Source organism: Eubacterium sp. BL-380-WT-2B (assembly GCF_009696115.1).
In the GTDB taxonomy this organism is placed as follows: Bacteria; Bacillota; Clostridia; order Eubacteriales; family Eubacteriaceae; genus Eubacterium; species Eubacterium callanderi.
Map to the genome: position 1 here is coordinate 123,148 of NZ_VUMP01000008.1, position 15,763 is coordinate 138,910.

Sequence of the window (15,763 nt, forward strand, 5' to 3'; positions counted from 1 at the left end):
AATTAAATATTATAGTTTATATTTCTCTTTGTCAAGGGGCGGTTTGGTATACAATGATTTTTTCAGGTTTTACAAAGCTTTTCAAATCCCGCTCTATTTGCCTGATCAGAGCATTGCTATCTGCATAGCTGACGTCGCAGGTGCTTTCGGTTAAAGACCAGGCAAAAACCGGACAGGTCGGATCTTTTTTATAAAAGGTCTTAAACTGCTTACCGCTGATTCGAAAACCGCCGATGTTAATATCCAGCAGCTGGTTTAAATCAAACTGTTTTCCCAGGCTGTCGATAAAGTCGCGGTATATCCTCGCACTGTTGTTGATAGGCATTACGGGCTCAATGGAGAATCGAACTGTCGCATGGGCTCTAAGCGCCTGAGATACTGCCGCCATCCGCGTTGCAAGGGAAGGGGTATGACGTTCGTAAAGATGGATTACCGGATCGGGGAGCAGCGACCAGGCAAAAATGACATTTTGAGGCGGGTCTGAGATGGGAAAACGCCCGGCTTTTGTTTTCACCTCGATCGTCAGGTTAGCATGTCTTTTAGCTAATGCGAGCCATGGGCCCAGAAAGTGGGTAAGCGGATCAAGCGCCATCAAATCACTGTCATAGGAAATGGCCAGATAAAGGGGCTCACAGCTGGATAATAAATCCTGTTCTACAGAGGTGATGAAATCCTCATTATTGACAAAAATAACTATGTGCCCGGAGGGGTAGATGCTTTTTAAGTAACAATAGCTGCAATCATAAAGGCAGTTCATGATAATACCAGTATAGTAAAAGCGTGCATGTCCAAAGTTTTCACAGTAGGGAGAACCATCATAATAAAAATCCTGCTTTTTTCGGGCTAAAATAAGATTTGGGGAACGCTTCTGTGCAATGAAATCCTGATGGTGCCGGTTGAAAATTTGTGAGTAGTCATCAATATAAATAAGACTGTCGTAATTGATTTTTTGTAAAATAGCCTGTGTGTTTGGATGATGGGCTGCCCCCTTCTCAATGTAAATGTGTGAAAAGGGCTTAGCACCAGAGGTTTTTAAGTAATGCATTAAAAGCGAAGCTCCTTTCTTTTTTGATGGTAATTTTAAGCTCAGTATAAGGGAGAAGAGTATTAGAAAGGCAGGCTGAATCTCTGAGCTTTTTCGAAACGCATGCTTTTGTAAAAGTAATTTTTTGTGTCTGAGTCAGGCGAAGCGCGGACTTTGTTTTTTCCATCAGCAGAGATTCCTCTGGGGTAAAAAAGGGCTCCTCATCTTTTTCAAACATAGCCTTCCAGCGGGAAAAGGTTTTTTGCCATTCAGGGTTGTCATTAATCCTCAGCAGAACAATACGATGGGGCGGAAGCTTTCTAAAAGCTGTTTCCAGCGCAGCGGTAACATCAGTGCTCAGAGCATCATCGACAGAGAGATATAAAGACCCCTCGTCAAAGGGATGACGATAGAGAATATCCGGGAAATAGCAATGTGTTTTCCCATTTTTTCTTATCGAAACTTGATTGACGAGGGTCCAGTTTTTAATATTTTGATCATTAACGAGCAAGTAAAAATATTTCATGTCGGCCTCCTTTGAGGTTATTTTACCTCAAAGAAGGCCGTTTGTCATCAGCGATTGCTTTCAATCATATGCTTAACCACCAAAACAGGATGATGAAAAAGCATCCGGGGGCCTGAAAAACGCATTACCTCCTGCACGCGTTTTCGCATTTCCGGTTTGTAGCAGTGGACCGGACAATGGCTGCAGAATGATTTTGAATCCTGAAAAGGACATCGCTCCAGGCGGCCCAGAGCATAATCCAGAAGTGCCTGGCAATCGGGACACAGGTTTTTTTGGCGGTGCTTTTTTAAGCAGTAGAGGCGGATCATTTTTTCAATAATATGCTGTTCAGATTTTACACATGCCATTAGGAGAGCCTCCCGTTTTCTATGGAATAATCCAGGTCGGTGATACCCATGGTGGAACGCCGGTGAGAAACCAACACAACGGTATGGTTAGCTGCATGCTCCCGGATGGATTTCAAAATAATCCCTTCATTCAGGCTGTCCAGATTACTGGTAGGCTCATCGAGAAGAATAAAGGGTGCCTGGTGTAAAAAGGCCCTGGCCAGCCCAATACGTTGTCGTTCGCCGCCCGACAGGGATTCGCCAAGTTCGCCTACGGGAGTATCGTACCCTTTAGGAAGCCGAGTGATAAAATCATGGATAGCGGCTTTTTTTGCGGCTTCGGCCACCTCTTCGTCACTGGCGTTTAAACGGGCAACACGGATATTTGCTCCGATAGTATCATTAAAAAGGTAGGTGCTTTGAGTGACATAGCTTTCATTTTCACGGAGACTGCGGGTATTAACAGAGCGGATATCATAACTGGAAAGCTCAAGGCTGCCGGACTGGCGGTCCCAAAAGCGCATGAGCAGTTTAAGAAAAGTAGACTTTCCAGACCCACTTTTTCCATGAATGCCAATAACCTTTGAGGCGGGGAGTTCCATGGTAATATTGTCGAGGATTATTTCGTCGTCATAGGCGAAAGAGAGGTTTTTACATGAGGCTCTGTCAAAGGTAATGTCCATACCCTTCTCCACTTCACTAACAACTGGACTTTCGTCTAGAATATCCAGCACACGCTCTCCGGCGGCAAAGGTTTGAAGCAAATTGTTTGAAAGGCTGCTGAGCGCTGCGGTTGGACCAAAGGAGCTGAATAAGGCAACGGTTGGAATTAAAATACCTTCAAAGCCGACAATCCCCTGACGCATTAGTATAATAGAGGAAAAAAGCATCGCGAGATCAAAAAACAGGATAACTGTATTTGTAACAGCAGCCGATAAACCTTCCTGATTTTTCAAGGCTTTTTGATGAATATCAAGAGCATCGGACTGGCGTGTGATCTCTTTTAGCCTTGAGGGGCCGCAATGGTATTGGATACATTCCTTTAAACCGCGCAGGCTGTCCAGAAAATAGGTGTTGAGCTCGCCAAAAAGTCTCCGATAGCTTCTTCCTTTATCTGCCCCCAGCCGTGAGGCGGCTACGGGAATGAGAAGCCCTACACAAAGATAGGCGACGGCGGCAATAAGGCCGAGCAGCAGATGAAACTGCCCAATGAAGATTACCATGATTAAAGAGGTGATAATAGCGATGGCAATGGGGGCGATGGTGTGCGCATAAAATACTTCCAGAAGCTCGATATCGCCAGTAATGACAGCAATCAGATTGCCTTTATCCCTGCCTTCCAGTTTTGCAGGAGCAAGCTTGCGAAGGGCTTTAAAAACTTTGTCACGGATAATAGCAAGAAGCTTAAACGCGATATAGTGGCCGCTGGCCTGTTCAATATAATGAAGCACGCCGCGCAAAAGCCCCAGGATAAGGATGACCATAAAAAGCAGCTTTAAATCTATTTTCTGGATATCCAGAATGGAAAGAATACCATAGCTGCCCAGGATGGTAATAAAAATTGCACATAGATAGCCCGCAACACCCATAAGGATCGTGAGCAGCATGATGTGGATCAGCGGCTTAACCAGCCCGATAAGCCGCATCATGATTGAGATGGGATTTCTGCGCATAGACAGGAGTCTCCTTTCCATAATTTTCAAGAGATGTCTGGGTAAAATACAGATCTGCATAGTAGCTGCTGTTTTCCAAAAGCTCTGTATGCGTTCCGAATTCGATGATACGCCCTTTATACAAAACATAAATTTGATCGGTGGAACGCACATTGGCCAGTCGATGGGAGATCAGCACAACCGTTTTGGTATGTGACAGATCCTCGATGACGTCCATGATCTGTTCTTCGCTCTCCACATCTATGTTAGAAGTTGCTTCATCGAAAATGTAGATTTCAGAGTCGTGAAGAAGTGCCCGTGCGAGGGAAAGACGCTGGCACTGGCCTCCGGAAAGGTTTGAACCATTCTCCAGTATCTGTGTATCAAGCCCTTGCTGTTCTATAAGAAAATCATAGAGACAAACCCGTTTGAGTACAGCGTACAGCGCTTCGTCACTGGCATTTGGCTGGGCCATTAAAAGATTGTCACGAACAGTTCCCTTGAAAATCATACTGTTGTGACTTACGAGGGTGATATTTTCCATAATGCTGGCTTCAGACAGGGATTTTAAATTTTGCTTTCCAATACTGATATCGCCGCGGTAACTGCGATGGGCACCCATAATAAGCGAAGCGATGGTACTTTTTCCACTGCCAGATTCTCCGACGATGGATACAAATTTTCCCTTTGGAATGCTTAGGGAGACGTCTTCCAGAACAGGGCGCTCGACATCATAAGAAAACTCAATGTGATTTAAATGAATATCCGCGTCCTCTGGATCAATATTACCCGCGGCGTGGACAGGCTCATCAAGGTCAAGCAGACGAAAAATTTTATCCGATGCGGCCATTCCATTCATTGCGATGTGAAAAAAAGAGCCCAGCAGACGCAATGGGATAAAGAATTCCGCTGAAAGCATAATCAGTGCAAAGGTACCGCCAAAGGAAATATTTCCTTTCATAAATTCTGTGACCGCCAGAATAATCCCAACGGCAGCGCCCCCGTAGGCGATAATATCCATGACAGTTACAGAGTTTAATTGCATGGTGAGGACCTTCATGGTTATTTTTCGGAATTTTTCGGACTGAGCATTCATTTCTTCATTTTTATAATGATCCGCCTCATAAATTTTAAGGGTCGTCAACCCCTGAAGATTTTCAAGGAAGCTGTCTCCTAGTTCTGTATAGGTACTCCAATATTTTGATAGAAGCCTTTTGGCGATTTTTTGTACAGCTACAATTGAAACAGGGATAAGCGGCACACAGATCAAAAGGATCAGTGCGGTTTTTAAATTAACAAACGAGAGAACTGCAAACAGGGTTAACGGTGCGAGAAGACTATAAAAAAGCTGCGGAAGATATTTGCCAAAATAAATATCCAGTTGTTCAACACCCTCCACAGAAACCTGAACTACTTCGGCTGTAGAAATTTTTTCATTGTAGCTTATGCCCAGGCGAAGAAGTTTTTCATATATTTTTTCACGCAATGTTTTTTTTACACCGGAGGAAGCTGCGTAAGACATTTTTGAAGCCATAAGAGTAGCGGCAGACCGTACAATCAAAGACACACAGATGATTACCAGATAGCCGGATATTTTAATGCTTTCAATACCGTCTGTTAAAATATTCTGCAAAAGCCAGGCGATGGTGAAAACAATCGCCATGTTTGCTAAAAGACAGATCCAGTTAAAGAACACATTTAAAAAAATATAGCGGTTAGCCTTACCCATCATATGTGTCAGGCGTTTGTCAATCATTCTGTACCTCCTGAATGGTTTTAATCCTACAGATGAAGTAGTAGTATTTAAAAATCATTACCGCAATGATGAGGATACGCGCATAAATGACATCGACCAGACAGAAGGCCAGGATCAGCATAGCGGATGCAAAGGACAGAAGCGAAATCTTAGTTTTCAGTGTCATGGCTCGTTCCTTAACGAAGCTGTCCAGATGTTTTTGATAAATTTTGGTACTCAAAAACCAGTCATTAAACCGCTTGCTGCCCCGCGCGAAGCAATAGCTTGCGACAAGAAGGAAAGGGGTGGTTGGGAGCACCGGCAAGATAACACCGATGGCTCCAAGCCCGAAGAATAAAAAACCAATAATAAGATAAAGTGTTTTCATAAAACTCCTTTCAGATAATCGATCATACAGGTGGTTTTAAGCAGGGCCGCATACTGGCCGCGCTGATAAACATTGTAGAAAAATTGTGTAAAAAGGCAGAGGTAGCAGGAGGAATAAATCCAATGAGCCCGCCTGCCAGCAGCAGGCTGTTAAATCCAATGATGACATGGAAATTTTTTTGGATGCGTTCCATTAAAGACAGGCTGAGGTGCCGCAAAGTAACAAGCGCTCTGAGGTCTGTGCTGAGCAACGTAATATCAGCAACCTCACGGGCAATATCAGAGGAATCTTTCATGGAAACAGAGACATTTGCAGCGGCTAAAGCCGGTGAATCATTAATGCCGTCACCCACCATGATAACCTGGTGGCCATCTTCCTTCAGACGCTCGATGACTGATGCCTTGTCTTCTGGTAAAATTTGCGCCTGGTATTCCGTAATGCCAAGCTGGGCTGAGACGTCTCTCGCGGCTTCATCACTGTCGCCAGTGAGCATGATAATTTTCTTTATGCCAGATTCGCGGAGTGCTTGTATGGTTTCAGCAGCTTCTGGACGGAGAGGGTCATCAATACAGATCATTCCGGCCAATGCGTCACCCAAAGCTAAGAAAATCGCCGATTTGCCATGACCTTTTTCTTCGATGATGGATTTTTGTTCTGGCGTTACGGGAATCCCTTCATCCTCTACAATGAAATGGTAGCTGCCAATAAGCGCCTTTTTGCCGTGAAGCTTTGAACGAATCCCATGTGCAACGACATATTCTACTTCGGCATGTTCTTCACGATGCTTTAGATTTTCCTGTTCTGCTTTGTGAACAATGGCGTGAGCAACACTGTGAGGGAAATGCTCTTCAAGACAGGCCGAGGTTTTCAGAACCTCTGTCCTATTATACGGTGGAAACGAAATAACCTCATTGACACTTGGAGAGGCAACGGTGAGCGTTCCGGTTTTATCAAAAACAATGGTATCTGCCAGAGCATAAGATTCGAGAAATTTCCCACCCTTTACCACGATTTTATGGTTTGCAGCTTCACGCATAGCTGAGATGACGGAGATCGGTGTTGCAAGTTTGATGGCGCAGGAGTAGTCAACCAGCAGGACAGAGGCCGCTTTTGTCGCGTTTCTGGTGAGTAAAAACGCCAGACCAGATGCCAGAAAGCTAAAGGGAACAATGGAGTCCGCTAAATTTTCGGCATGGCTCTGTACATCTGCTTTCAGGTTTTCAGATTGGTCAATAAGCTCGATGATTTTGTTCATACGAGTCCCGTTTCCAATAGCACGTACCTTTATAACAATGCTGCCGTCTTCAACGACGGTTCCTGCATAGACTGAATCCTCCGCTTTTTTTAAAACGGACTGAGATTCGCCCGTCATACAGGCTTCGTTAATGTAGGCTTCACCCTCACAGATAGTACCATCTACTGGGATTGTGCCGCTGGTACGGACAATAATAGTATCATCCTCTTCAAGCTGGCTGATGGGTGTGCTTATAAAGTTGCCATAACTATCCTGTTTCCATACGGTGTCAACATTGACAGACAAGCTTCCTGCCAGGGCAAGCTTTGTTTTTTTTCTTGTGTAGTCTTCCAGTAAATCTGAAAGCGACAGGAGAAACATAATGGAGCTTGCGGTTCCATAATCTCCCTGTGCTAAAGAAACGCCAATGGAGGATGCATCTAAAACATCGACATTAATACGGAAATTAAGCAAGCTCTTTATTCCGCGCACAACATAGGGGACAGCGCGGAATAAAGTGATTACATGACGGACAGGAGAGGGAAGAAGCCCCCGGAAAAGTAATCGGCGGACAATTCTAAACGCAAGCGCATATTGAAAGCCTGCGTCAACTTCAGAAGTGGTGTCTCTCTCGGCTGGCGGTATGACGGGAAGTTCTGCAGGCACTAAAGTATCAATGAAGTCTAAAAGTAAAGAACGGGAGTCATCGATATAAAAAATTAAAAGGCTTCCGTTGATACTGGAAGCCTTTGCGTCGGTAACTATGGTTTGTGCCATCAAAACAGAAGTTATACTGTAGCCTTCATCAAGAGAAAAAGCATTACGCCCGCAACGCAGACGAATGCGTCCAGGCATATCGTGAACGATGGTGTATTTCATAGTCTGACTACTCCTTATTCTCCAGCAGATTCAGCTTTTTTTGACTCGAGTTTTGCTTCATAACAGAGATCAACAGCATCTTCCTTGATATTTTCATACATCACTTTAGCATCATCCTGCAATTTCATACCAGAGGCTAAAGCACTTACAAAGAATTTATGGGCGCATTTACTCTTTAAAGCTTTTACACCAAGCGTTGCCGCCATAATACCGCCGATAAAAAAAGTCAACTTGTTATTTTCTAAAATATTTTTCATGATTATACTCCTTAGCAATCAAGTTACTTAATGTTTGTTTTATCATCTATACATGATTAGAATAAACTAACAAAAACGCAAAAAATAATTTTATTCTACAATAATATTTTCAGCATCTGATTTTCTAAGGGACAGCTCGTAGCCTCGTACAGTTACTTCTATCGGATCGCCTAAAGGAGCAACTTTTCGGACAAATATATCGACACCTTTGGTAATTCCCATATCCATAATACGACGTTTGATTGGCCCTTTGTTTTCAATTTTTACAACTTTTACTGTTTGACCACATGGAGTGGCTTTTAAAGTTTTCATATTCATATCTCCTTATTCGTTGATCATTATTCGATTTGCCATTGATTTATCAATGGCAACTCGTGTATCTTTAACATTGATGATCATGTTGCCGCCTAGTTGAGAAACGACAGTGACATTATCACCAATAACAAATCCCAAACTATTTAAAAAACGTTTTGTTTCATCTTTACCATTAATTTTCATTATTCTTACTGGTTCTCCCATACGGGCCATACTTAACGGCATCATTCATACCTCCTAATTCAGTTAGATGCTCATAAAAATGTTAGCCGCATCTGATATCTTGTTTAAAGTTTAACCTTTTGTGATAATATTGTCAAGAAGAATTTAGCGATTGATTCAATTTCGAGAGAAAAAATAGCGTAATATTAACTAATTTATAATCATTCCTATTTAATGAAAAGGTATTGACAGAATAAAAAACGCGTGCTAAGATGTTTTCAGTTAGTTAGCTAGCACTAACAATAATTCCAAAGTTAACGCTGGAATCATTGAACATATAAAAGGGGAAATAAGACAGATGCTGAATGATTTTGATAAATTACTGGGTTTTCATTGTGCCCCAACCCTGATGGGAATAAAAGAAGCGAATCTCATCTGCTGCGCAAAGAAGCAGTTTGCAGATATTTCAGATTTGTTATCTGAGTATAATGCCTTTTTGAATCATAAAGGTTTATACCTTGAACCGTTATGGGAAACAGAACGTCGCGTATTGGTTCTGGTTTATCAAAAAAAGAAGCTTACAGAGAGTCTTAAAGAACCAAAAGTAATAAACTTTTTAGAAAAATATGGTTATCAAGAAAATATGACTTTTAATGAACTGCTGGATAACCTTAAAAAAAATGTAAGTGCAACAGGAGATTTTCCACACGAAATTGGTGTTTTTCTGGGATATCCCATAGAAGATGTTGAAGGGTTTATCCTCAATAAGGGAAAAAACTGCCAGGTGTGTGGTTGTTGGAAGGTATATTCGGACGTTGAAAATAAATTGAAATTATTTGAAAAATATACAAAATGCCGAGATGTAGTTTGCAGCTATATTAATCGGGGAGCCTCAATCAGACAATTAATGCAAGCTGGTTGATAAAATCATTAAAGGAGAATAAAAATGGATAAAATTGCAGTTATTTATTGGAGCGGCACAGGAAATACAGAATTAATGGCCAATCGTATTGCGGACGGTATTGAAAAAGGTGGGAAAAGTTCAGAGACTTTTTTTGTAACGGATTTTAGCAAAGACAAAATCGCGGATTATGATCATATTGTTTTCGGATGTCCGTCGATGGGGGCAGAAGTGCTTGAAGAAGGCGATTTTGATCCGTTCTTTACGGATATTGAAGCCAACTTAAAAGATAAAAAAGTGGCTTTGTTTGGCTCTTACGGCTGGGGCGACGGTGAATGGATGAGAGACTGGGAGGATCGTGTTCGTGAAGCTGGGGCAGTGCTTTATGACGAAGGGCTGATTATTCAGGAAACACCCGATAGTGACGGTGAGGAAGAGTGCGTTGACTTTGGAAAAGGATTTGCGCAGTTTTAGTTTTACAGGCCGGCAGAGATCCGGCCTTTTTGTTATTCATCTTAGAAAGGACAAAATATGAGAGCGGCAATCAATAAACAGGAATTACTTGAAAAATGCAGATTATTGCTTTTGGAAATGCTCGGAACTGAAAGAGGAGGTAAAGCCTACAGGTCTTTTGAGCTTAGCTACGATGCTTTGCTGACAAAAGAATCGTCTGAAGAGACAAAGGGCGAGCTGCCGCAGATGCGGGAGATTGTGCTGCGCACAATAGCGTTATATCAGGCATTGCTTAAGATAAAAATTTCATGGCAGCAAACCGAGGAAATATTAAAAGCGCTTATGAAAGGGTATGCTGTTTTAATGTCTAGAGAGCTGGAGAGGCTGTCGTCAACGCCGTTCTTTTTTGCGAACTATCGAAAAAAGGTAGCGGAAGGTTATAGCGATTATTTTTCTGAAAAAGAATGGGATATTGAATTGATTGAAAATACACGCAGCAAGTTGTGCTTTGATATTAAAGCCTGTCTATTTTTTGATGTTTTAAAAGCAAATGATTGCGTCATTTTAGCTCCTTTATTTTGTGAATTTGAAAAAACTGCTTTTGAAGGTATGGAAGATAAAGTTGGATTTAGTCGTCCTTATTATAAAGGGCAGGGAGATGATTATTGCGAGCTGAGCTTTTATAAAGTCTAAATAAAAAAAGCCTGTCAGTAAAGCCTGCAGGCTGTTTAATGAACAATGAATGATAGCATTCATCAATTCAAGAGAGGTTAATTGGATGTGTTGGGAAAGGAGCCTGCCTGCCCTTGGCAGGCTCCAAAAGAAGGAGTATCATTTCCCGAAACACTTTTGAAGAAATTAATAAGTTAGTTTCAGCAGCTTTTGAAAGTGGATTAAACAATTCATTGGTATTTGAACGAAGTTGATTGTTAAAAGGATTTGTCTTAATAGGAATACTTCTCACATGTTACGGTGAGTGATTATCGCTGTGCTTCGATAATCTTCATCTGATTGGCTGCATTAATCAGAGAGTGTGTTGTTGTTCAGTTTAGCTGCTTAAGTTAAGCATAACTAACTTATGACTTAAGTATACAACAAAGAAAAAGAACTGTCAAGTATAAAATATAAAAAATTATTTTTATTTTATTACAAAATGAAACTCTTTCGTTATTGATGTAACTTTGTTTATGTAATTTTCTTTTGCAATACCAAGGCTTAGATGGTAGTGATTGAATTATATATCAAAATATAAATAAAACGATTATTGAAAAAGAAAATATAAAAAAACAGCGAAAAAGACGATATTTTTACTGAGAATATTGGTTGTTATCATGAGAATCAAATGGTACAATTACTGTATTGGAAAATAAAATTCTCCATTAGTACTTAAAGAAAGCAGGGTGAAGTATGGCCGAAAAATTAACAACTAAAGGGAAAAAGACCCGAGAAAATATAATGAATACTGCAAAAAAGCTGTTTTATGAACGCGGTTATACCAATACAGGAATCCAGGATATTGCAGAAGAAGCAGGTGTAAAGCTTGGTACGATGACCTATTATTTCAAAAAAAAGACAGATTTAGTAGGTGAGATTTACAATACATATTTCATGGGGCTTTACAACTCTATCAGTGAGACTTTGGGACAGGAGGCAACACTGTTTACAAAATACTGTTTTACGCTGATTTGTTTTTTTGATGATATCCTTAAAGACTCAAAAAATGCTCGGTTTTATTATGAAATATTGGAAAAAGATGCCAGCCGTAAAGAGCGTTTGTATTTAATTAAGACATTCAATCGATCATGTCTTGATTTTTTCAATAAATCATATGAGAAAGATGATCTGGACGCATATGCCATTACGAATTATGGCGCGCAAAAGGAAATATATATGGATTATTACGACAGAGAGTTGCCTTTTGATGCACACAAGGTTGTGGAGTATCTGGTACGCAACACGTTTCGTATTTTAGCCATTGACAAAGAAACGCTGGATAATACTATTGAGCAGGCCTTTCGTTTTTCTGAAAGCGGACAACTGTCAGAAATTCGCTTTCTGATCTAACCTCGGCGTTAGATGCTTTGGAGTGATATGAGCTTGCGGAAGTGGTTTGCAGTATTTATATAGGAAATATTTTTTTGAGGAGATGAAATGATCGAGGCAGTCATTTTTGATATGGATGGAGTCATTATTGATTCTGAACCAGACTATAAACAAATTGAGTTGGATATGTACGCCGAAATGGGCTTGGAGATGTCTGAAGAAGACGCAGTGAAAAGCATGGGCAGAGTGACAGTTGACTGGTGGCGGGAGCTGAAAGAACGATTTGGTTTTGAACAGAGCGCTGAGGAACTGGCAGAATATGAAAATAATCTATATCTGGACTTTTTATTCAGCGATGAAAATCAGAAAACCATGATGGAGGGTGTAGATGTTTTTCTGAAGACCTTAAGGGATAAAGGGTACCGCATCGCAATCGCCTCTTCCTCAACCGTTCCTGCGATTAATCGTGTGTTGGAATTGTTTGATTTAGAGGACGCTTTTGATGTAAGGGTTTCAGGAGATCACGTCGCTGTGGGTAAGCCGGCTCCGGATATTTTTTTGCGCGCTGCAGAATTATTGAATGTAGCGCCTGAAAAATGTATGGTCATTGAAGATTCTGGCAGCGGGATTCTGGCAGCCAAGCGGGCCGGTATGCAGTGTACAGCGTATCTCAGCGCTCCGGAAGGTCAGGTTGATGTCCATCTGGCGGATTATCGAATCGCACATTTTGACCGCTTTTTTGAAACCGTAACGATTATGGATTAACTTAATTAAAACTTTAGGCAAGGTAGCCCTGTCTTGACACTTGGTTAGGATAGGGCTATAATTATGCTTGTAAAGTTAGGTTAATGCTAACTAATTAATTATGGTAAAAGGTGGACAAAATGACATGTAAAAGACATGAGCTCTATCAGGCATACATGAAGCTTTTAGAACTAGGAAGCCAGTGTAGCGAGACCATCAGCCATGAATGCCAGGCCAAAGCACTGACCCGTAAACAGGTTTATTATTTACGGATCATTGATGAAAACAACAATATGACCTTTAGCAAGCTGGCTGATTTTACATCAAATTCTAAGCCAACCATAACGGAAGTGATCAATAAGTTTATTTCCTGGGATTGTGTTTACAAAGAGAAATCAGATAAAGATAAAAGGGTGTGCTACATCCACCTGACACCCAAAGGAAAACGCATTGCTCGGGCAGAGGAACTGACCCAGCTTCGGCTGATCGAACGCATTGAAGCTTGTCTGGATGAGTCAGAAATTAATACACTCATAACCCTGTTGAATAAACTGAATTGACGTTATGGATTTAAATAAAATTGAGGAGGACATTTATGAATTTAGAAATGAAGCATACAGCGATCATTCCAATTACTGAGACGGTTATCTATCCTGGTGTGGCAAGCCGTATTTTTGTAAATGAAGTGATTGGCCAAAATATAAAAAAACTGATCGTTCGCAACGACACCTTGGCTGTCGGCGTAACGACAAAAGATTATCATGCATACGACCTCCTGACGGGTGAATCTTTTTACTCTGTTGGAGTGCTTTTGAACTTTGATAATATTCAACGTGCAGACAACGGATATATTATTGATATTAATACATTAGGAAGGGTGCGCGTCAGCAATATTGCCAACGATGGTGAAGGACTTGTAGGCGATTATTATGAACTCGAGGATATTCATGATTTGGATGAAACCGAGCAGGCAGAAATGATTGACTATATCAAAGGTATCATGGGAGATATTGGACGTAACTTTAAGGGAGCAGATTATTTTGTCAAGCTGCTTGAAGGGTTCCATTCGATTGAAGAGGTAATCGGCTATACTGTTCCCATGATGGGGATTCCAATTTCCAGCAAGCAGGAGCTTTTGGAGATTGATTCAGAAAAAGAACGGGCGCTTAAATTTATTGATTATGTGATCCGCGAGAAGGATTCGGTTCATCTGCAGCTTGAAATCAGCAAGAAGTATTCCAAGCAGAAGGATAAAGCTTACAGAGAAGCCATGCTCAGAGAGCAGCTGAAAAATATTCGCGCTGAGCTGGGCGAGATGGATACTGAAGAGGAAGAGGAAGCAGATTACAGAAAGCGCATCGAAGAATCCGATATGCCGGAAAAAGTCCGCAAGGTAGCGATGAAAGAGCTTAAAAAGCTGGAGGCTGCGGCCCAGGGAAGTGCGGAGGTTAACGTCATTCAGAATTATCTCGATTTATTGCTTGAGCTGCCTTGGCACAGTGAAATTAAGGAAATTGATATTGGTAAAGCCAGAAATGTGCTTGACTCGCACCATTATGGTATCGATGATGTGAAAAAACGTATCATTGAGCATTTAGCTGTTATGAAGCTGAAAGAAGATAAACAGGGCTCCATTCTGCTGTTAGCCGGACCTCCGGGAACAGGTAAAACAAGCCTTGGAAAGAGTATAGCTGAAGCGCTGGATCGTGAGTACGTACGTGTCAGCCTTGGCGGCGTCAGAGATGAATCTGAAATCCGTGGCCATCGCCGCACATATGTTGGCGCCTTACCTGGACGCATTATCAAGGGAATCAATGACGCGGGAACCATGAATCCGGTTTTCATCCTTGATGAAATTGATAAGCTGGGTATTTCAAACCAGGGTGACCCGTCTGCGGCTCTTTTGGAAGTTTTAGATCCAGAACAAAATAATACTTTTGCGGATCATTATCTGGAGGTACCCTATGATTTGTCCGATGTTTTCTTTATTGCGACTGCCAACGATCTGAGCACCATTCCAGCACCGCTTTTAGACAGAGCTGAAATCATTGAACTTTCCAGCTATACAAACCGTGAGAAACTGCATATTGCCAAGGACCATCTGATTCCGAAGGTATTGGACGACCATGGTCTTAGTGCAAGTCAGCTGACCATCAGCGACGAAGCACTGCTTCAGATCATTGAAGACTATACCGCAGAAGCGGGTGTCCGAGGACTGACCAAGCAATTGGCAAAAATTGCCCGTGTGGCAACGGAACGTATCGTTTCCGGAAAATGTGAAGAGCTGGCAGTTACAAAAGACAATCTAAGAGAAATTCTTGGCAATAAAACACGTCGCCATGAAAAAGCGGGTGAAAACAATAAACCTGGCGTGGTAACCGGTATGGCGTGGACTGCTGTTGGCGGAGAAATCCTCTTTACAGAGGCCACTATTATGCCAGGAAACGGAAAACTGACTTTAACCGGCCAGTTGGGCGATGTCATGAAAGAAAGTGCTACCATTGCCATGAGTTTGATTCGTTCCCGTCTCGGCGGTGAAAGCAATGGGTTTAACTATTTCTCCTACGATACACATATCCACGTGCCTTCCGGTGCAACACCCAAGGATGGCCCAAGCGCGGGTGTAACCTTAACCACTGCTCTGGCATCCTTAGTTCTTGGAAAACCGGTAGACAGCAAACTGTCTATGACCGGTGAGATTACCCTGAGCGGCCAGGTACTGCCAGTTGGAGGAATTAAAGAAAAGGTTATCGCAGCTCACCGCAGCGGCATTGAAAAAGTGCTGCTTCCCAGAGAGAATCAGAAAGATGTTGAGGATATTCCAGAAGAAGTGCGAAATGAACTGACTTTTGTTTTCGTCGATACGATTGAGGATGTCCTTAAAGAGGCTCTTGGCGTTGATTTGCCGGAATGCGACCTGAAATTTGATGTTTTATTAAACAAACCGGAAGATAAGGACCACACCCCTTCAATGATTTTATAAAGATTAAAAAGACCAATGCTCAGGCCTTGGTCTTTTTTAATGATAAAAATTTATATGATGTCGACGGGATTTTTTCTTCTAAAAAGTGAATTGAAAGGATAAAATACTAATATTCTATTTGGAAGATTTATGTCCATGGAT

At 41.7% G+C, this 15,763-nt stretch carries 17 protein-coding genes; 7 read left to right on the plus strand and 10 right to left on the minus strand.

All coding sequences use genetic code 11. The features are described 5' to 3' along the window. Positions 1 to 31: 31 nt before the first annotated feature. From FYJ53_RS16625 to FYJ53_RS16670, 10 genes are all read right to left on the minus strand, one after another. Positions 32 to 1,045 (minus strand): spore photoproduct lyase family protein, encoded by a 1,014-nt coding sequence (locus FYJ53_RS16625; protein WP_013381065.1) that lies wholly within the window; start codon positions 1,043 to 1,045, stop codon positions 32 to 34. Next, positions 1,017 to 1,550, minus strand: a complete 534-nt coding sequence (locus FYJ53_RS16630) for a hypothetical protein (protein ID WP_013381064.1) — start codon at positions 1,548 to 1,550, stop codon at positions 1,017 to 1,019. The genes FYJ53_RS16625 and FYJ53_RS16630 overlap by 29 nt, the downstream gene beginning before the upstream one ends. Positions 1,551 to 1,597: 47 nt before the next feature. Continuing rightward, positions 1,598 to 1,897, minus strand: coding sequence for a nitrous oxide-stimulated promoter family protein (locus FYJ53_RS16635; protein WP_013381063.1), 300 nt, complete (start codon positions 1,895 to 1,897; stop codon positions 1,598 to 1,600). Then, entirely contained in the window at positions 1,897 to 3,549 is a 1,653-nt protein-coding gene (locus tag FYJ53_RS16640) for an amino acid ABC transporter ATP-binding/permease protein (protein WP_148429214.1), read from the minus strand. The genes FYJ53_RS16635 and FYJ53_RS16640 overlap by 1 nt, the downstream gene beginning before the upstream one ends. Next, entirely contained in the window at positions 3,500 to 5,284 is a 1,785-nt protein-coding gene (locus tag FYJ53_RS16645; RefSeq protein ID WP_148429212.1) for an ABC transporter ATP-binding protein/permease, read from the minus strand. The genes FYJ53_RS16640 and FYJ53_RS16645 overlap by 50 nt, the downstream gene beginning before the upstream one ends. Beyond that, positions 5,277 to 5,651 (minus strand): YbaN family protein, encoded by a 375-nt coding sequence (locus tag FYJ53_RS16650; protein WP_013381060.1) that lies wholly within the window; start codon positions 5,649 to 5,651, stop codon positions 5,277 to 5,279. Before FYJ53_RS16650 ends, FYJ53_RS16645 begins: the two co-directional genes overlap by 8 nt. Before the next feature lie 22 nt (positions 5,652 to 5,673). After that, positions 5,674 to 7,764 (minus strand): heavy metal translocating P-type ATPase, encoded by a 2,091-nt coding sequence (locus tag FYJ53_RS16655; protein WP_013381059.1) that lies wholly within the window; start codon positions 7,762 to 7,764, stop codon positions 5,674 to 5,676. Positions 7,765 to 7,778: 14 nt separating this feature from the next. Next, positions 7,779 to 8,021 (minus strand): DUF6110 family protein, encoded by a 243-nt coding sequence (locus FYJ53_RS16660; protein WP_148429210.1) that lies wholly within the window; start codon positions 8,019 to 8,021, stop codon positions 7,779 to 7,781. 90 nt (positions 8,022 to 8,111) lie between these two features. Then, positions 8,112 to 8,333, minus strand: coding sequence for a ferrous iron transport protein A (locus FYJ53_RS16665; protein ID WP_148429208.1), 222 nt, complete (start codon positions 8,331 to 8,333; stop codon positions 8,112 to 8,114). Positions 8,334 to 8,345: 12 nt separating this feature from the next. Further along, positions 8,346 to 8,561 (minus strand): FeoA family protein, encoded by a 216-nt coding sequence (locus tag FYJ53_RS16670; RefSeq protein WP_038351731.1) that lies wholly within the window; start codon positions 8,559 to 8,561, stop codon positions 8,346 to 8,348. 295 nt (positions 8,562 to 8,856) lie between these two features. Between FYJ53_RS16670 and FYJ53_RS16675 the strand changes: the two genes are divergently transcribed. From FYJ53_RS16675 to lon, 7 genes are all read left to right on the plus strand, one after another. Beyond that, positions 8,857 to 9,420 (plus strand): DUF3793 family protein, encoded by a 564-nt coding sequence (locus FYJ53_RS16675; protein WP_013381055.1) that lies wholly within the window; start codon positions 8,857 to 8,859, stop codon positions 9,418 to 9,420. 24 nt (positions 9,421 to 9,444) lie between these two features. Beyond that, the gene (locus FYJ53_RS16680; RefSeq protein WP_013381054.1) at positions 9,445 to 9,873 is read left to right on the plus strand and encodes a flavodoxin; all 429 of its coding nucleotides are present in this window, start codon (positions 9,445 to 9,447) and stop codon (positions 9,871 to 9,873) included. A 57-nt stretch (positions 9,874 to 9,930) separates the two neighbouring features. Further along, a complete protein-coding gene (locus FYJ53_RS16685) occupies positions 9,931 to 10,545 on the plus strand; it encodes an L-2-amino-thiazoline-4-carboxylic acid hydrolase (protein WP_013381053.1) in 615 nt (204 codons plus the stop codon). Positions 10,546 to 11,259: 714 nt separating this feature from the next. Then, positions 11,260 to 11,916, plus strand: coding sequence for a TetR/AcrR family transcriptional regulator (locus FYJ53_RS16690; protein WP_013381051.1), 657 nt, complete (start codon positions 11,260 to 11,262; stop codon positions 11,914 to 11,916). An 87-nt stretch (positions 11,917 to 12,003) separates the two neighbouring features. Continuing rightward, positions 12,004 to 12,660, plus strand: coding sequence for an HAD family phosphatase (locus tag FYJ53_RS16695; RefSeq protein WP_013381050.1), 657 nt, complete (start codon positions 12,004 to 12,006; stop codon positions 12,658 to 12,660). Positions 12,661 to 12,779: 119 nt separating this feature from the next. Continuing rightward, entirely contained in the window at positions 12,780 to 13,199 is a 420-nt protein-coding gene (locus tag FYJ53_RS16700) for a MarR family winged helix-turn-helix transcriptional regulator (protein ID WP_013381049.1), read from the plus strand. 35 nt (positions 13,200 to 13,234) lie between these two features. Then, positions 13,235 to 15,622, plus strand: a complete 2,388-nt coding sequence (gene lon / locus FYJ53_RS16705) for an endopeptidase La (protein ID WP_013381048.1) — start codon at positions 13,235 to 13,237, stop codon at positions 15,620 to 15,622. Positions 15,623 to 15,763 lie beyond the last annotated feature (141 nt).